At 57.3% G+C, this 18,257-nt stretch carries 12 protein-coding genes; 7 read left to right on the top strand and 5 right to left on the bottom strand.

Annotated elements, in window-relative coordinates; genetic code table 11:
* Positions 1–178 precede the first annotated feature (178 nt).
* The 5 genes from GSR16_RS09375 (at position 179) to GSR16_RS09355 (ending at position 8,260) form a co-directional block, all read left to right on the top strand.
* Positions 179–1,342 carry an efflux RND transporter periplasmic adaptor subunit gene (locus GSR16_RS09375; protein ID WP_159876750.1) on the top strand — a complete coding sequence of 388 codons (1,164 nt, stop codon included), beginning with the start codon at positions 179–181 and terminating at the stop codon, positions 1,340–1,342.
* Between the two features lie 15 nt (positions 1,343–1,357).
* Complete coding sequence (locus GSR16_RS09370; protein ID WP_159876748.1) at positions 1,358–4,501, top strand: efflux RND transporter permease subunit; 3,144 nt, start codon at positions 1,358–1,360, stop codon at positions 4,499–4,501.
* Positions 4,501–5,949 carry an AdeC/AdeK/OprM family multidrug efflux complex outer membrane factor gene (gene adeC, locus GSR16_RS09365; protein WP_159876746.1) on the top strand — a complete coding sequence of 483 codons (1,449 nt, stop codon included), beginning with the start codon at positions 4,501–4,503 and terminating at the stop codon, positions 5,947–5,949. Before GSR16_RS09370 ends, adeC begins: the two co-directional genes overlap by 1 nt.
* Positions 5,950–6,049: 100 nt before the next feature.
* The gene (locus tag GSR16_RS09360; RefSeq protein ID WP_159876744.1) at positions 6,050–6,697 is read left to right on the top strand and encodes a TetR family transcriptional regulator; all 648 of its coding nucleotides are present in this window, start codon (positions 6,050–6,052) and stop codon (positions 6,695–6,697) included.
* Between the two features lie 162 nt (positions 6,698–6,859).
* Positions 6,860–8,260 carry an EAL and HDOD domain-containing protein gene (locus GSR16_RS09355; protein WP_159876742.1) on the top strand — a complete coding sequence of 467 codons (1,401 nt, stop codon included), beginning with the start codon at positions 6,860–6,862 and terminating at the stop codon, positions 8,258–8,260.
* A 54-nt stretch (positions 8,261–8,314) separates the two neighbouring features.
* On the opposite strand, the gene GSR16_RS09350 is transcribed toward GSR16_RS09355, so the two are convergent.
* Positions 8,315–9,508, bottom strand: coding sequence for a tyrosine-type recombinase/integrase (locus tag GSR16_RS09350; RefSeq protein WP_159876740.1), 1,194 nt, complete (start codon positions 9,506–9,508; stop codon positions 8,315–8,317).
* 886 nt (positions 9,509–10,394) lie between these two features.
* Here GSR16_RS09350 and GSR16_RS09345 point away from each other — a divergent pair.
* Positions 10,395–11,447 carry an NADP(H)-dependent aldo-keto reductase gene (locus GSR16_RS09345; RefSeq protein WP_159876738.1) on the top strand — a complete coding sequence of 351 codons (1,053 nt, stop codon included), beginning with the start codon at positions 10,395–10,397 and terminating at the stop codon, positions 11,445–11,447.
* 61 nt (positions 11,448–11,508) lie between these two features.
* Here the strand turns inward: GSR16_RS09345 and GSR16_RS09340 are convergent, their stop codons facing one another.
* Positions 11,509–11,763 carry a hypothetical protein gene (locus tag GSR16_RS09340; protein WP_159876736.1) on the bottom strand — a complete coding sequence of 85 codons (255 nt, stop codon included), beginning with the start codon at positions 11,761–11,763 and terminating at the stop codon, positions 11,509–11,511.
* 108 nt (positions 11,764–11,871) lie between these two features.
* On the bottom strand, positions 11,872–13,353 hold the full coding sequence (locus tag GSR16_RS09335; RefSeq protein ID WP_159876734.1) for a DNA recombination protein RmuC: 1,482 nt from the start codon (positions 13,351–13,353) through the stop codon (positions 11,872–11,874).
* Positions 13,354–13,588: 235 nt separating this feature from the next.
* On the opposite strand from GSR16_RS09335, the gene gdhA reads away from it, so the two are divergent.
* On the top strand, positions 13,589–14,926 hold the full coding sequence (gdhA, locus tag GSR16_RS09330; RefSeq protein ID WP_159876732.1) for an NADP-specific glutamate dehydrogenase: 1,338 nt from the start codon (positions 13,589–13,591) through the stop codon (positions 14,924–14,926).
* Between the two features lie 217 nt (positions 14,927–15,143).
* On the opposite strand, the gene recJ is transcribed toward gdhA, so the two are convergent.
* Both recJ and GSR16_RS09320 read right to left on the bottom strand, forming a co-directional pair.
* Entirely contained in the window at positions 15,144–16,838 is a 1,695-nt protein-coding gene (gene recJ / locus GSR16_RS09325; protein ID WP_205677564.1) for a single-stranded-DNA-specific exonuclease RecJ, read from the bottom strand.
* A 5-nt stretch (positions 16,839–16,843) separates the two neighbouring features.
* Positions 16,844–17,866: a hypothetical protein gene (locus GSR16_RS09320; RefSeq protein ID WP_159876728.1), complete on the bottom strand. Its 1,023-nt coding sequence runs from the start codon at positions 17,864–17,866 to the stop codon at positions 16,844–16,846.
* Between the last annotated feature and the right edge of the window lie 391 nt (positions 17,867–18,257).

Genomic DNA, 18,257 nt, shown 5'->3' with positions numbered 1-18,257 from the left:
TACACATAGTTTCAGTACATTCCGTAACACAGCTGGGAAGTTGACTATGCTTTACCAGTCTTTACCGATAAAAAGTCAAGCATACAAGCGCGTATGTATTTAAAATAGCCGCACTGCCCGATGAGCAGCCTTGCACTGGCTCAGCGCAGTTCCCATAAAATCAAGTTCTGGAATGTTTATGCACATCAAGCAAGCTTCACCCGCGCTCAAGGCTGTTGCCGCTTTGCTCCTGACTGCCACACTGAGCAGTTGCGGCCAGTCGCAAAATGCCGCCATGCCGGCACCCGGCCCAGCCAGTGTTGGCGTATTGACTCTGCAACCACAAGACACGGTAATCAGCCGTGAGCTGCCAGCCCGTATTTCCGCCTTCACCATGGCCGAAATCCGCCCACAAGTAGGCGGCATCATCCAGAAGCGCCTGTTTACAGAGGGCAGTGATGTCAAGGCCGGCCAGGTGCTGTATCAGATCAATCCCGACAGCTATCAGGCCACCTATCAGTCGGCACAGGCAAGTCAGGCCAAGGCCGAAGCCACGCTGACCTCAGCCGAGCTGAAAGCCAAGCGTTATGCACAGCTGGCGGAAATCAAGGCCATCAGCAGCCAGGATAATGACGACGCCCGTGCTTCGCTGCTGCAGGCGCGTGCCGATCTGGCTACCGCCAAGGCAGCGGTGGAAACCGCCCGCATCAATTTGGCCTACACCCGTATCACCGCCCCGGTAAGCGGACGCATTGGCAAATCCAGTGTAACCGCCGGTGCGCTGGTAACCGCCAGCCAGACCACTGCACTAGCTACCGTGCAGCAACTGTCGACTGCCTATGTGGACATGACCCAGTCCAGTACCGACTTGCTGCATCTGCGCCGCGATTTTGCCAAGGGCGCACTGCAAAACCAGCAGGGCAAGGCCAAGGTGAAGCTGATCCTGGAAGATGGCAGCGAATACGCCAAGACCGGCGAGCTGCAGTTCTCCGATATCACCGTAGATTCCACCACCGGCATGGTTACCCTGCGTGCCGTATTCGACAATCCCAATAGCGAGCTGCTACCTGGCATGTTTGTACGCGCTCGGCTGGAGCAGGGTTTGCGTCATAACGCACTGCTGGTGCCGCAGCCTGCAGTCAGTCGCAACCAGAAGGGTGATGCCATCGTGATGGTGGTTGATCAGACCGACAAGGTACATGCCCGCACCATCAAGGTAAGTCAGACCATTGGTGATAAATGGCTGGTGGATGGCGGCCTGCAAGGGGGTGAGCGCATTGTGGTAGAGGGGCTGATGAAAGTGCAGGACGGTGCCACTGTCAAACCCGAAGCACTGAAGACCAACGCCTCCGCCGCCAAGTAAACCAGGAAAAGATTCATGTCCAAATTTTTTATCGACCGGCCAATCTTTGCCTGGGTGATCGCCATCGTGATCATGCTGGCGGGTTTGTTGTCGATCCGCAGCCTGCCGATATCCCAGTATCCGGCCATTGCACCGCCGCAGATCGCCATTAACGCCACTTACCCGGGTGCTTCGGCCAAAACGGTGGAAGACAGTGTCACACAGGTGATCGAACAGAAAATGCAGGGTATCGATCACCTGCGCTATATGAGCTCCACCAGTGACGACACCGGTGCCGTCACCATTACCATGACGTTTGATGCCGGCACCAATCCGGACACGGCCCAGGTGCAGGTGCAAAACAAGCTGCAATCGGCAACCGCATCGCTGCCCACCGTAGTTCAGCAGCAGGGTATTACCGTCACCAAGTCGGCGCGTAACTTCCTGATGGTGGTGGGTTTCGTCTCCGAAGACGGCAGCATGAACGGCACCGATCTGGGTGACTATGTCTCCAGCAACCTGCAGGATTCGCTCAGCCGGGTAAATGGCGTGGGTGAGGTGACGCTGTTCGGCTCGCAATACGCCATGCGCGTGTGGCTGGACCCGAACAAGCTCAACAGCTACCAGCTGACTGCCTCGGACGTATCCACTGCCATTACCGCGCAGAATGCCCAGGTATCTGCCGGCCAACTGGGCGGCCTGCCGGCCAAGCCGGGTCAGCAGCTGAACGCAACCATCGTGGCGCAGACCCGTCTGTCCAGTGCGGAGCAGTTTGGCAAGATCCTGCTGAAGGTAAATACCAACGGCTCGCGCGTGCTGCTGAAGGACGTGGCGCGTATCGAGCTGGGCGCGGAAACCTACCGCACCAAGGCGCTGTTCAATGGCAAGCCAGCCACCGGCGTGGCCATCAAGCTGGCCAGTGGTGCCAATGCGCTGGATACCGCCCAAGCCGTGCGCAACAAGGTGACCGAGCTGTCGTCCTACTTCCCCAAGGGTGTGAAGGCGGTTTACCCGTATGACACCACCCCCTTCGTGAAGATCTCCATCGAGGAAGTGGTCAAGACGCTGATCGAAGCCATTGGCCTGGTGTTTGTGGTGATGTATGTTTTCCTGCAAAACTTCCGCGCCACGCTGATTCCCACCATTGCCGTTCCGGTGGTGCTGCTGGGTACCTTTGGCGTGATGGCCGCCACCGGTTTCTCCATCAACACACTGACCATGTTCGGTCTGGTGCTGGCCATCGGCTTGCTGGTGGATGATGCCATCGTGGTGGTGGAAAACGTGGAACGGGTGATGAGCGAGGAGGGCCTGCCACCGCGCGAGGCCACCCGCAAATCCATGGGCCAGATTACCGGTGCGCTGATCGGCATTGCGCTGGTGCTGGCGGCAGTATTCGTGCCGATGGCCTTCTTTGGCGGCTCTACCGGGGTGATCTACCGTCAGTTCTCCATCACCGTGGTGTCCTCCATGGCGCTGTCAGTACTGGTGGCCCTGGTGCTGACCCCCGCCCTGTGCGCTACCTTGCTCAAGCCGGTGGAGAAGGGCCATGGCGTCGGTCATGAATACACCGGCATTTTCGGCTGGTTCAACCGTACGTTTGACCGCAATAACGAACGCTATCAGGGCATCGTATCGCGCATGCTGACCAAGAGCCTGCGCTATATGGTGATCTACGCCGGCATCATCATCGCCATGGCGGTATTGTTCATGCGCCTGCCCACTTCCTTCCTGCCGGAAGAAGACCAGGGCATCCTGTTCACCCAGGTGCAACTGCCGCCGGGCGCCACCCAGGAACGTACCGATGCCGCTCTGCTGCAAGTACAAAAGCACTTCCTGGGCGATCCGGCTGTCAGCTCGCTGTTTACCGTATCCGGCTTCGGCTTTGCCGGCAGTGGCCAGAACATGGGTCTGGGTTTTGTGCAGCTCAAGCCGTGGGATCAGCGCAACAGCCCCGACCTGACCGTGAAAGCAGTAGCCGGCCGCGCCATGGGTGCATTCAGCCAGATTCGCGACGCGATGATCTTTGCCTTCGCCCCGCCAGCTGTAATGGAGCTGGGCAATGCCTCCGGTTTCGACCTGCAACTGCAGGACCGCGCTGGCCTGGGCCACGACAAGCTGATGGCTGCGCGCAACCAGTTGCTGGGCATGGCAGCCAAGAACCCGCTGCTGACTGGCGTGCGTCCAAACGGCCTGAGTGACAACCCGCAATACCTGCTGGATGTGGATCATGAAAAGGCCAATGCGCTGGGAGTGTCGGTGTCCGACATCAACACCACCCTGAGTACGGCCATCGGCTCCAGCTACGTCAATGACTTCATCGACCGTGGCCGCATCAAGAAGGTGTATCTGCAGGGTGATGCGCCATTCCGCATGTCGCCGGAAGATCTGGCCAACTGGTATGTACGCAACACCACGGGCACCATGGTGCCGTTCTCGGCCTTTGCCAGCTCGCACTGGGGCTTCGGCTCGCCGCGACTGGAACGCTATAACGGCCAGTCTTCGGTGGAAATCCAGGGTTCCCCTGCCGCCGGGGTAAGTACCGGTACTGCCATGACCGAAATGGAGAGCCTGATCAAGCAACTACCGGCAGGTATTGGCTACGAATGGACCGGTCTGTCGTATGAAGAGCGTCTATCCGGCTCGCAAGCACCGGCGCTGTACGCCATTTCGCTGCTGATCGTGTTCCTGTGCCTGGCTGCGCTGTATGAAAGCTGGTCGATTCCGTTCTCGGTGATGATGGTGGTGCCACTGGGGGTGATTGGCGCCTTGCTGGCAGCCAGCCTGCGCGGCCTGTCCAATGACGTGTACTTCCAGGTTGGCTTGCTGACCACCATCGGCCTGGCGTCCAAAAACGCCATCCTGATTGTGGAATTTGCCAAGGAACAACAGGAACACGGCAAGGAGCTGATCGCGGCCACCATGGAGGCGGTGCGCATGCGTTTGCGCCCCATTCTGATGACCTCGCTGGCCTTCATCCTGGGTATTCTGCCGCTGGTAATCAGCCATGGTGCCGGTTCTGGCAGCCAAAACGCCATCGGTACCGGCGTGATGGGCGGCATGATTTCCGCCACCGTACTGGCGATTTTCCTGGTCCCGGTATTCTTCGTGGTCGTCCGCCGTCGTTTCCCGCCGAAAAAGCTGGCCGACGACATGCATGGCATCAGCAAGGAGGGCCTGTAATGTCCCGACTCATCAAGATTTTTAGTCTGAGCATATTGGCCAGCGCACTGGCCGGCTGCTCGCTGATTCCGGTTTACCAGCAGCCAGCTTCTCCGGTGGCTGCGCAGTGGCCGACCGGCCCAGCCTATCAGGGGGTGCCGGCAGACAAGGCTGGCAGCACCGCGGCACAACAACTGGCCTGGCAGCAATTTTTCACCGACCCGGCCATGCAGCAGCTGATTCGCCTGACCCTGGAAAACAACCGCGACCTGCGCGTGGCGGCCCTGAATATCGAAACTGCGCGAGCGCAGTACCAGATCACCAAGGCAGACCTGTTTCCGTCCATCAGCGCCAGCGGCAGCGGTACCAATCAGCGCGTATCGGCCAATTCCAGCACCACCGGCAGCGCCTATATCAGCCACAGCTACAGCGCAGGCATCGGTTTCAGTGCTTACGAGCTGGATGTGTTTGGCCGCTTGTCCAGCCTGAAGCAACAGGCACTGGAAAACTACTTCTCGCTGGAAGAAACCCGCCGCAGCACGCAGATTTCATTGGTAGCCGAAGTGGCCAATGCCTACCTGACGCTGCTGGCCGATCGCCAGCACCTGAAGGTAGCGGACGAAACCGTCAAGTCGCAGCAGGCTTCACTTGAGCTGACGCGGCGCAAGCTGGAAGTGGGTGCCGCCACCGAGCTTGACCTGAGCGATGCCGAAACCACCGTGCAATCGGCACTGTCCGATCAGGCTGGCTATGTCAGCCAGGTAGCGCAGGATGAGAACGCACTGACCCTGCTGGTGGGTGCCGCGGTGCCGGATGACATCCTGAAGGGAGGGACGCTGTCTACGCAGGGCAAGCTGGCGGATCTTCCAGCCGGCCTGCCTTCCGAGCTGCTGCAACGTCGCCCGGACGTACAGGCGGCCGAACACGACCTGAAGGCTGCCAATGCCAATATTGGTGCTGCACGGGCCAAGTTCTTCCCCAGCATCAGCCTTACCGCCAGTGCCGGGGCCAGTTCCAGCAATCTGTCGGATCTGTTCAAGGCCGGCAGCGGCGCCTGGAGCTTCAGCCCGTCCATCAATCTGCCCATCTTCAATGCCGGCAGCCTGAGTGCCAATCTGGAATCGGCCAAGGTGGCGCGTGACATCACGGTGGCCAAGTACGAAAAAGCCATCCAGACCGCCTTCCGCGAAGTCTCGGATGCCTTGGCAGTGCGTGGCACCGTCGGTACCCAGCTACGGGCGCAGCAGGCGCTGGTCAACTCCAGCCAGCGCAGCCTGCAGCTGTCCGAGGCCCGCTTCAAGGTGGGTGTCGACAGCTATCTGACGCTGCTGGTGGCGCAACGCACCCTGTACTCGGCCCAGCAAAACCTCATCAGCACCCAGCTGTCGCAGGCATCCAATCTGGTAACCCTGTACAAGGTGTTAGGTGGTGGCTGGCAGCCGCTAGAGCAGGACAAGCAAGGCAGCTAAACCACTGCAGGCCGGCAAGCTTGCACTGCGCGTGCAATAATGCCGGCCTATCTGAATGGCCGGGCAATGTATCCGGCCATCTTTCCGGATTGATGACACGATGGCACGCAAGACTAAAGAAGAAGCTGACAAGACGCGTCACCTGCTGCTGGATGCTGCAGAGCATCTGTTTTGGGAGCAGGGCGTCAGTAAAACCACGCTGGCCGGCATAGCCGAACATGCAGGACTCACCCGAGGAGCCATTTACTGGCACTTCGACAACAAGGCTGACCTGTTCAATGCCATGTGCGACCGCGCCTTTCCGCCATTTGAAGAAATGATGAAAGTGTTGCTGGAAGAAGGCCACAGCCCAGGCCTCAGCCCGGCACAACGCTTGTGGCAACACAGTTGCGGCGTACTGCGGCTGGTTACCACCACTCCACGCATTGCCCGGGTTGTCGGCATCATCAACCTGCGCTGCGAGTATGTAGGGGAGATGAAGAACTCCCATCTGATGGATCGCACCTGGCTGATGGAAAAACTGGGCAATCTGCAGGCCATCCTCGAACAGGCCGCCGAAATGGGGCAGGTGCGCCCCGGTCTCAATCTGCACTGTGCTTCAGGCTGTCTGCACTCGATGATTTGTGGCCTGGTGGACAGCTGGCTGCTCAGCCCGCAGGTGGTCAATCTTGAGAACGATGCCGAACGCCTGCTCACGCCTTTTTTTGCCGGTGTTTTTGTTGACCAATGCTGGCTGCCGGTAGTTTGAGCCGCATCAACAAGAAGGGTTGTCTACTGTAAATAATCGCCTGTGGGCTGCAGATGCGATTGTCCGCCAGCTACATTACTGACTACACTGTCATGATCAGGGCGTAGCTGCCTTTAAGGCCAGTTTGCAACCAGTACACGTCAGCAAGTCAGAGAGTGAAGCATGTTAAAAAAAATACTTGGCGGACTGCTCAATCGGGGTGAGCAGGCAGCAACAACTGTCGTGGAGGCGCCGGTTGCGCCGCCGGTAATTGATGATCACCTCTCCCGCAGCGCACCGCTGGATCTGCCTCAGACCCTGGGTTTTGTTTCCCACCAGCCTATCCAGGATAAATCGCAACGTATTGTCGCTTACGAGTTCACCGTCAAGGATAGCGTCAGCGGCAATCGAAACTCCGCCAATCGCCGTACCTTCGACCGCCTGTTGTTCAGTACGCTGAAAAACATGAACATCTTTCGCCTGCTGACGTTTCGCCGGGCATTCATTCATGTTTCCCTGGCTTCGCTAGATGATCTGCTGGCGCAGGAATTGCCTGCCAGCAGCACCATTTATCAGCTGGATCTACTGGAAGGCGAACAACTGACCGAGGATTTGCTGCCGCAGCTGGATGCCCTGCGCAGTGCCGGTTTGCGCTTTGCGGTAGAGCCGGCGCGCTATGGTAGCAGCCCGGCCGCACTTGCACTGTATCAGCGTATGGATTACCTGGTGCTGGACTTTGCCGCACCCAATACCCGGGCGTTATTCCCGCTGCTGGAACAATTACCACAACGCTACCCCCATATCCGCTGGCTGGCACGCAATATCAATACGGCAGAAGAGCTGGCCCTATGCCGTCGGGCCCAGGACAGTGACCGCTTTGCCTTGCTTCATGGCTCTTATCTTTCTGTCGCGCAAACCAGGGTCAGCCAGAAAGAAGGAGCCAATCAGGGACGGGTGCTGGAAATCATGCGCCTGTTGCGCGCCAATGCACCTACTACGGAGATAGAGGCTCAGTTCAAACTGGACTCACTGTTACTGTTCAAGTTACTGCGCTTCGTCAACTCTCCGGTCAACGGCTTGTCACGCAAGATCCAGACTATCGAGGATGGCCTGATGCTGCTGGGGCGCAGCGCCTTGTTCAAATGGCTGTCGTTGTTGCTGTTTACCTCGGAAAACGAAAGCGGAGCCACACTGTCCCTGCTGGAAAAGTCGCTGATACGTGCGCACTTCATGGAAGAGCTTGGCATCATTCGGGGCAACAAGCTGGAAGCCGAGCACCTGTTTCTCACCGGCATGTTCTCTCTGCTTGGCGACTTGCTCAGCATGCCGCTGGCTGAAGCGCTGGAGCCGCTTGATCTGCCCTTCATGATTTCCGATGCGCTGCTACACAACAAAGGCCTGTTCGCCATGCCACTACAACTGGCCCAGGCCTGCGAGCAGGACGACAACGACACGATCACCCTGCTAGCGGAAGCAATGTCTGTGGATCTTGATCAGGTCAACAGCGTTTATATGGAAGCCGTGGTTTGGGCGCAGGAAATCCTTAGCGAGAGCGAAGTGCAGAGCAATGTAGAGAGCGTCTGACGTGCGCACATGCACCACCAAGGCCCGTCAGGGCCTTTTTCTTTTGCTACTTGCCTACTGGACATCATCAAGGGCTGAGCGCGGGCCGCGCCAGTTGACCGTGGCCTGGTGCCGGTCATCATCCTCGGTGTGCAGATAGCGACGTGTGGTTTCAATCTGCGCATGGCGCAAGTTCTGACTGACAGTCAGCAAGGGCAGGCCAGCTTCCAGTTGATGCGAAGCCGAGCTGTGGCGCAACCAGTGCGTCGTCGCATATTCAAGATTCGCCGCAATCTGCAGGCGCATGCCCGTTCGTGCATCATCTGCCGCCGCCTTCATGGTAGCCTTGATGATCTTATGCAGGGATGCTGCACTGATCGGACTTAGTTTCCCATAGACACTGCATACCAGAGGAGTGGTTTCGCCAGGAGAGGGCAGGGGAGACAGCCCCAGGAAGCGACGATATCGCTGCACTGCCTCTAGCAAAGCTTGCGGCACCGGTACCAGGCCTTCTTTCTCTCCCTTACCCATCACCCGAAACCACCAGTTGCCGCGAATCAGCCTGATATCAGCCATGCGCGCCGATGGAATCTCACGCAAGCGAGCTGCGGTGTAGTAATACAGCGAGACAATCCACAAGGTCCGTTCAGCATGCTGCTTTTCGCGCACTGTTTCTGCCGGCAAGGACTCCAGCCACAAAAACAGATAGTCGATTGTGTCTTTTTCCAGCAGACGCTCGTCATGGATGGCACGGGCTGTCGCAGAGCGCCCGCGCTTGAGTGCAAAGGGATTGCGACTCAGATAACCGGCCTCGACCAGATAATTGAACAGATTAGACAAAATGACATGCGCCTGGGCACAGGACGATGCGGCCAGACCATGTTTTCCGTCAGACCACTTGGCAAAAGGTTTCCACTCAGGATGCTGGCGTGGCCTGGTTGGCCCGCACCAGCTGAGATCCGGATTACGCAGAAACAAGCCATATTCCAGCACATCATCCCGGTTGATGTCCGACAGGTTCTTGCCACGCTTCATTGCCGACCACAACAGGAAACGCTCGGCCTCCTTGCGATATGAGTCTAGCGTACGAGGGCGGTCACGATATTCTTTCAGCCAAGTCCGCACGGCCTCGACATCCGAACCAGCATCTATCAGGCAGTGACCGTGCTGGCGATTCCAGCCGTGGGCAGCCGGATTCCATTGCCAGTCAACAGCTGTAGCATCCGCATCTTCAGGCCCGGGAAAGAAAGTCAGAGTAGGGAAACTCATATCCAGCCCCAGCAAGACTTAGCCGGAGTGCGGCAAGAAACAGCACATTCATCAATAATCATTTAAATAAATATCAACATTATGTGGGTAATGATGAATTATAACGCCAAAAATACCTGCGCATACATTACTTCAGGAACCTTACGCATCCAGCATGATCTTCTAATTGAATCAGCAAACATGGCTAGCAAAGAGGGTAGATTCCAGCTATCTCAAACCATAAGGGTCAAATCAGAACATGCATTCAGCTTGGCTATTCTTTCTACTCATTATCGCAGTGTGGGTCCTGTTTTACCTGATTACAGCACGGCGACAGCGAGGGCATGCAAGGTCAGCTCTGCTGGCTGGATCGCTGGGATCGCCAGGTTTCAGCGGCCTCGTCAGGGCCTGCATGGGCGACTCCGCACGTGCTACGCGACTGGTACAGTTTGAGCAGCGCAAGAATCCGGCACTTTCATATCGACAGGCCGTCTCAGCCGCCATGGAGCGCTTGTCGGCAGATCGTTCACGGTAAGCCGTAGTTTCGCCGCTTTGGCAGCAAGGAAAAACCACAGACCGCAGACATCAGATGGTCTTGCTGTTTGATTCTGCATGTTCTGCCTAATACACGATGACTCTGCTTATGCTGCAAGGTTTGCGTCCTACTGAGCAGGATTGAATCGAATACCGTACCGCCTGAGCAATATTGAGCGGTTGTTGTCACAAATGCAGTTCTGTTAACCATTCAATGGCTTGCCGTGATCATTGCGATATTTGACATAATATATATTATGCGAACTAAAGTAAGCACCACCCGTGCTTTACATATGGCGATATATAGCTTCTCAGTTATCGTTCGTATCAGTACCATGTACTACCCCATCCACCGTATTGAAAGACAAGAATCATGCAATATCGCAAGCTGGGCGACACTGATGTGTCGGTGAGCGTGATTGCCCTGGGCACCATGACCTGGGGGGAACAGAATACCGAGGCCGAGGCGCATAGCCAGATCGACCTGGCTCTCGAACATGGCGTGAATCTGCTGGATGCCGCTGAGATGTATCCGGTGCCGCCGCGTCCGGAAACCCAGGGGCTGACTGAGTCCTATATTGGCAGCTGGCTGAAAAAAACTGGCCAGCGTGACCGTATCGTTCTTGCCAGCAAAATTGTCGGCCCGGCAACCGACCCGAAACGCCCCAGCCATTTTCGTGATGGCCAACCACATTTTGATCGCAAGAACCTGGCTCAGGCACTGGACGACAGCCTGCGGCGCTTGCAAACGGATTATCTTGATCTCTACCAGCTCCATTGGCCGGACCGCACGGCCAATACCTTTGGCACGCTGGGCTTCCCCTGGCAAGATGATCCTGCAGGTAGTACGCCCATCGAGGAAACGCTGTCCATCCTCAAGGAATTTATCGTGGCGGGTAAAATCCGTGCCATTGGTCTGTCCAATGAAACCCCGTGGGGTGTGGCGCAGTTTCTGAAAGCATCCGAAAACCTGGGTTTGCCGCGGGTAGTCAGCATCCAGAATCCATACAGCCTGCTCAACCGTCTGTATGAAATTGGTCTGTCAGAATTCAGTCGCCGTGAAAATGTAGGCTTGCTGGCCTATTCGCCACTGGCGTTTGGCGTATTGAGCGGGAAATACCTAGATGGCCAGCGCCCTGCTGCCGCTCGCCTGACTTTGTTTGAGCGCTTCAGCCGATACAGCAGCGAAGCGGCTGAAACCGCCACCCGCGCCTATGTCGAACTGGCGCGCAATCATGGCTTGAGTCCGGCTCAACTGGCACTGGCTTTTGTCAACAGCCGCCCTTTCGTGACCAGCAATATCATTGGCGCAACCACTCTCGCCCAGCTACAGGAAAACCTGGACAGTATCCATGTCCAGCTGGATGAAACCGTTCTGCATCAACTGGAAGCCATTCACGCACGCATTCCGAACCCCTGCCCTTGATGGGTGATCATAAAAAAAGCCCTGATTCATCAGGGCTTTTTTTACATATCAAGCAGATCGATCAGGCGATGTCTTTTTCACGCTGGTACATGGCATAGCTGAAAATCGGCCAGCCGGATGCAAGTGCCTGCTCCAGCGTCAGCTGTTGTGGCTGCCAGTGTTCCGGCTGCTCGTCGTCAAATTCGCCAAATACGTCGTACAGCGTGGCGGACAGCACATCATCCAGCTCATCGGCAGATTTCATCTCCACCACGATGAAGTCGTACATTTTTTCCCATTCGCTGGAATTGCGCATCGGAACCTTGAAGAACACCATACTGATACTCCTGTTTGCTATGCAGGCCGCAAGGCTGCGACCATGCTTCATGTTTTACCGGCGCTATCTTAACCATTTGGCAGAAATACTTCACCCCCCGACCGCGGCTCAGGCATCGCTACCCTCCTCTGCCTCATCAGTCAGCAGATGTGCCGGCAGCTGCTTGCCGTGTTTGATACCCATCTTGCGCAAGCGTTCGGCACTGGACAACAAATTGCCGCGTCCGCTGGAGAGCTGGCGCATGGCATCGCCAAAAACATCGCGGGTGCTGTCCAGCTGCTTGCCCAGCTTTTCCATATTGCCGACAAAGCCAGCCAGCTTGTCGTACATGGCACCACTCTGGCGGGCAATTTCCTGTGCATTCTGATTCTGGTATTCGTAGCGCCAGATACTGGCTACCGTGCGCAAGGTAGCCAGCAAGGTGGAGGGGCCGACTATCATGATGCGACGTTCCAACGCTTCATTGAACAGGCTCATGTCATGCTGTACGGCAAGCAGATAAGCAGGCTCAACCGGAATGAACATGAATACGAAATCCACGGTATTGAGACGGTACAGGTCCTGGTAGCGCTTTTCGGACAGGCTGCGGATATGCTGGCGGATGGCTGCCACGTGCGCCTTGAGCGCCTGCTCGCGCGCGGCTTCGTCAGTGGCACCGACATGCCGCACATAGGCATTCAGGCTGACCTTGGAATCAACAACCAGTTGCTTGCCTTCTGGCAGATCGATGACCACATCAGGCTGATAGCGCTTGAGACCGTCGTCGGTTTCCAGTACATCGGACACCTGTACCCGGTATTCCCTATCACGCGTCAGCCCGGATGTTTCCAGCACTTTCTCCAGAACCATTTCACCCCAGCCACCCTGGGTCTTGCTGCTGGCACCCGTCAAGGCCTGAGTCAGTGCAATGGCGTCCTGATTCAGCCGGGTATTCATTTCCTGCAGCCGGCGCAATTCCTGCTCCAGCGTCAGCCGTTCTTTTGAATCCTTGTCGTAGGTATCCTGCACCAGCTTGCCAAAACCTTGAATCCGTTCGTGCAGCGGCCCCAGCATGGCACCGATATTTTGCTGGTTCTGCTCGGTAAATCTCCTGGATTTTTCTTCCAGAATATCGCTGGCCAAGGCTTTGAACTGATTACCCAGCACTTCCCGCGCCTCGCTGAGCAGGGCCAGTTTTTCCGCTGACTGCTGCCGCTCCATCTGCAACTGGGTTTGCAGTTCTTGCTCGCGCCCGCTCAGTCGCATCAGCTCTCCAGCCTGCTGCTGCAATTGCTGAACGTGCTGCTGCATGTCGACACGCGACTGTTCCAGTTGACGTGACTGCTCCTGACGGCTGGCCCAGTGTGCGGCAGTTTGCTGCTGCGACTCGGCCAATTGATGTCGCAGGCTGGAGTTTTCCTGTTGCTGCTGATTTTCCCGCTGATGCAGCGCTAGCAGATTTTCCTGTAGCGCATCCAGCCGCGCCTGCAAGCTGGCTTCTCGCTGCAAGCATTGCTGGATATGTTGCGTGTACTGCCGCTGCGCCCGGTAGTGCGCTAGCAAAAAGCATGCGGCACCACTGAACAGAATGGCCACAGCCAGTTCAATCATGATTGTCTGCACCAGAAGTAAGCAATTTCCCGAGGATAGTCGAGATTTTTGAAATTGTACATATTCATGAGAGCTTATTGCCGGCCCGGATCAGCAAGGCGTAAAACATGCGGTGAAATTTCATCATTCCTATTGGCTAATTCCGATTTTCTCGTCCCGCTCAGCCTGGTGGATGCATGCCTGTTGTTGCTGGCTACACTCATGCCTCTATCGACCAACGCACAAAGATATCGCCATGTTCGACATGTCACTCTTGCTTGATCAACTGCAGCAGCGCAACCCAGGCCAAGCTGAGTATCTGCAGGCAGTTACCGAGGTATTCGACAGCCTCGCTCCTTTCTTGCAACAGCACGCACACTACACCGGGCAAGCCCTGCTGGAAAGGCTGGCCGAGCCTGAACGCATCATCATGTTTCGCATCTGCTGGACAGATGATCACGGGCGGGTCCAGATCAATCGCGGCTACCGGGTTCAGCACAGCATGGCCATTGGCCCTTACAAGGGCGGCATCCGCTTTCACCCTTCGGTCAACCTGTCGGTGCTGAAGTTTCTTGCCTTTGAGCAGACGCTGAAAAACGCACTCACCACCTTGCCAATGGGCGGTGCAAAGGGCGGTGCTGATTTTGACCCCAAGGGTAAAAGTCCGAGCGAGGTCATGCGCTTCTGCCAGGCATTTGCATGTGAATTGCAGCGCCATATTGGTTCTGACACCGACATTCCTGCCGGCGATATCGGTGTCGGCGCACGTGAAGTGGGCTATATGGCCGGCATGGTCAAGAAACTGGGCAACAGGGCTGATTGTGTATTTACCGGCAAGGGCTTGAGCTTCGGCGGATCTCTGATGCGTCCGGAGTCAACCGGATTTGGTACCGTCTATTTTGCTCAGGAAATGCTGAAAACACGCGGGCTGTCGCTGGAAGGCATGCGCGTCAGCGTGTCAGGCTCGGGCAATGTGGCGCAATATGCCATTGCCAAGGCAATGGAACTGGGTGCCAAAGTACTGACCGCATCAGACTCCAGCGGCACGGTGCTGGATGAACAAGGCTTCACTCCGGCCAAGCTGGCGGAGTTGATGGATGTAAAGAATCGCCATTACGGCCGCATCAGCGATTACGCTGCGCGGCTTGGCCTACCCTTTTTGCGTGGGATGCGGCCATGGCAGGTGCCGGTGGACGTTGCCCTGCCCTGCGCCACACAGAATGAGCTGGACGAAAGCGATGCCCGCCAGTTGATTGCCAACGGAGTGTGCTGCGTAGCGGAAGGTGCCAACATGCCTTCTACACTACAGGCGGTACAACTTTTTGAACACGCCGGCATTCTGTATGCGCCCGGCAAGGCCAGTAATGCGGGTGGCGTGGCGACATCGGGTCTGGAAATGAGCCAGAACGCAGCGCGACTGAGCTGGAGCCATGGCGAAGTGGATGCACGGCTGCATGCCATCATGCAGGGCATCCATCACGCCTGCGTGAGCCATGGGCGCATGGAGGATGGGCGCATCAGTTATGTGCGCGGGGCCAATATTGCAGGCTTCGTCAGAGTGGCCGATGCCATGTTGGCACAGGGGCTGATATGAGAGCTTAGCTACCGGCCAGAATGAGGGCGTACCGGTTTTGCTGGCCTGCGACATGATACGGCAGGATAGCTCCTGCCTCCATCACCATCGGTCTGGGGAATGACATGCGCGAGGGTGACACGCTAGCAGGCTGAGACTCGCCTCTTGGGTCGACCAGTCTTGCCGGGTGAAGATCAGCTGGCCATCGGCCAGCCGCTGTACCAATAAGCCGGTTGCGTCACTCTGCTGCCGACCAGTGCTGCAGATAAATCTGCAGCTCCTTGCGGCCCTGCCATTCATTGGCAACCAACTGGTAGACCGCATTGATGTTGTCGGGCAGCCAGTCCACCTGATTGAACAGCATGGCATCGAACTCCTGGCCTTGCTTGGCAATGCGCAGCTTCAGATGCTTGTCGCCCACCACGCGCTGACTCATCACGGCGAAACGGTCGTGGAAATACGGTACCGGAAAGCCCTGACCCCACACCTCGGCCGCCAGCTCTTCGGCGAATGGCAGATGCAGATCCCTGGCATCCAGCCCGCCATCGGTTTCGATTGTGCGCGTCAGCTGGTTTTCATCCAGCAGCTCGCGTCCCACCTGCTCGAATGCCTGCTGGAATTCGGCAAAGCGGGCTGCGGATAAGGTCAGTCCCGCGGCCATGGCGTGGCCGCCAAACTTCAGTATCAAGCCGGGGTGGCGCTTGAACACCAGATCAAGCGCATCCCGCATATGGAACCCGGGAATCGAGCGGCCAGAGCCCTTGATCTCCCCTGCATCACCCGGGGCAAATACGATTGAAGGCCGGTGGAAGCGCTCCTTCAGCCGCGAGGCGACAATACCCACCACACCCTGATGCCAGTCATCTCTAAACAAGGCCAGGGTGTGACGGTCCGCCGGGTCGATGCTGGAAAGTACCGCGAGCGCCTCATCTTGCATGCCATGCTCTATAACGCGCCGCTCGCGGTTCAGCCGGTCCAGCTCCTGCGCCAGCGTCATGGCCTGGCCTTCATCTCCAGACAGCAGGCAGGCAATGCCCAGGCTCATATCATCCAGCCGCCCGGCAGCATTCAGCCGTGGCCCCAGGGTGAAACCCAGATCAAAAGCATTGGCTTTGTAATGCGCACGTCCGGCAATGCGGAACAGTGCAGCAATACCTGGTGCCATGCGGCCTGCTCGCATGCGACGCAGCCCGTTTTCCACCAGAATGCGGTTGTTCTGATCCAGCCGAACCACATCAGCAACCGTGCCCAGTGCCACGTAGTCCAGTAACTCGCCCAGATTGGGCTCGGCCTTGCCGGCATAGATGCCGCGCTGGCGCTGCTCCGCGCGCAAGGCCAGCAATACATAAAACATGACCCCGACGCCGGCCAGGTTCTTTGAAGGGAAGCTGCAGCCTGGCTGGTTCGGGTTCACGATCAGCGCCTGGGGTAGCACATCACCCGGCAAGTGGTGGTCGGTAATCAATACCTCGATGCCCAGTTCGCGGGCGCGTTCCACGCCAGCCACGCTGGCGATGCCGTTATCCACCGTCACGATGATGTCCGGCTTGCCTTGCGCCGCCAGATCGACAATTTCCGGGGTCAATCCATAACCGTACTCGAAACGGTTGGGGACGATAAAGTCCACCTTCCCACCCAGCATGGACAAGCCCTTGACCGCTACCGTGCAAGCTGTAGCTCCGTCGGCATCGTAATCCGCCACCACCAGCATGCACAGGCCGGCGGCAATGGCATCCGCCAGCCGACAAGCCATTGCCTCAATATTTTTCATGTTGTCGTATGGCAACAAGGCCTTGAGACCGTAGTCCAGCTCATCTGAGCCAGTAATGCCACGGGCGGCATACAAGCGGGCCATTAGCGGACTCAAACCCTGCGCCAACAGCGTGGAATGGCAATCGGCAGGAACGCTGCGGGTAACAATGCGCGACATAATCACTTTCAGTACAGGGCAGCCGGCGACTGTGACCGCTGCCAGAATTTCCACAGATCCTTGCGGCTGATGCTGACATCAATGCCAGCGGGGCCATGACTTGCCAGGCGCAGGCTGCTGAGCTGCCCCTGTCTCAATGCCTGCAATAATGGCGCAAACCAGTCGTTTTCCATGCGCTGCAATTGCTCGCGCCAGCCCCAGGCATCACGATATTGTGCGGCGGCCAGCAGGCTGTCCTGCACGAGCAGGGTATGACTGATATTGGCAGGTGAACCAATCTGCTCCAGCAAACCGGCAACATCATAGGGCGCGGAATCAGTGGGTACGCCAACGGCTGCTGCCTGCTGTCTGAGCAGTTCGTCATCAGCAAGCAGCAGATCCGGGCGCGGTACATTGGCAGGTTCCAGCGCCGGCTCGCCCTCTCCCCACAGCCACACACTGTTGACTGACAGTTCGCCACGCAGCTCGCGCTCATCATTTACCGCATGGATATATAGCAGCATCTGCATCTCATTCAGTAGCTTGCTCCAGTGCAGGCCATTTCTACCGGCAGGCAGGTGCTCGTTGACATTTTCCCCTACCGCATCGGCCAGCGGGGTAAACACCGCACCGGCAGCATCGGAAAGCTGCAACAGCCAGCGACCCGGCTGGAGGGCGTGAAAGCGTAGGCCATCTTCGGCAAAGTGCTGATTGAGGCTGGCAGTCAGGGCATCTGCCTCATCCTGCGCTATGCGCATGACGCCTACATCTGCCAGCAGGGCGCGATCACGGTCGATACGGACATGAACCGGATCTGCCAATAACCAGTGGCCAGCAGGCAGACCAGCCGCCACTGCATAACTGGTAGCGACACAGCTGCCGTGCAAGCCAAGGCTTTGCTGGTACAAGGCAGTGAGTGTCGGAGCCTGGCGCAGCATATGGCCACGTCCCAGCAACATGGAAAGGGCTGGCAAAGCCAGGCCTCGACAAACTTCAGCCCCATCGTGGGCATCCAGCCAGCTCAGGCCGGGCAACAGCAAGGTCAGCTTCATTGAGTGAAAGTCAAACAGGCAAGGAACAGACGGTGATATCAGCACCTTGATTGAAAAGTACGGCTGGCGGAACTTATGACAATGCCCCTCGCCCAAACTGGCCAGTCCACTATCAGCTTCCACCAACCCTGTATCTTCCGATGCCGCCGCCGGCATGCATCGCGGGATGAATTATCGCAAACTGCTGCCCTTACCGCAAAATTGCACTTACCGGCTGCTCAACCATCAATGCGATATGACTATGGCAAGATCATTGCATGCGCCATAATGCCAAGCTGAGCACGTTTTGCCGCCCTCCGGAACCGGCAGCGCCATGAGGCTTGCCGGCGGATATCGCTTAACCGGATTCATGAAAAGACGTAGGAAAATGACGGAACGCTATATAGGATTG

The sequence above is a fragment of the Aquitalea denitrificans genome, from assembly GCF_009856625.1.
Taxonomy (GTDB): domain Bacteria; phylum Pseudomonadota; class Gammaproteobacteria; order Burkholderiales; family Chromobacteriaceae; genus Aquitalea; species Aquitalea denitrificans.
The sequence above is the reverse complement of the archived record's forward strand: the minus strand, read 5'-3'. Positions and strand labels throughout refer to the sequence as shown.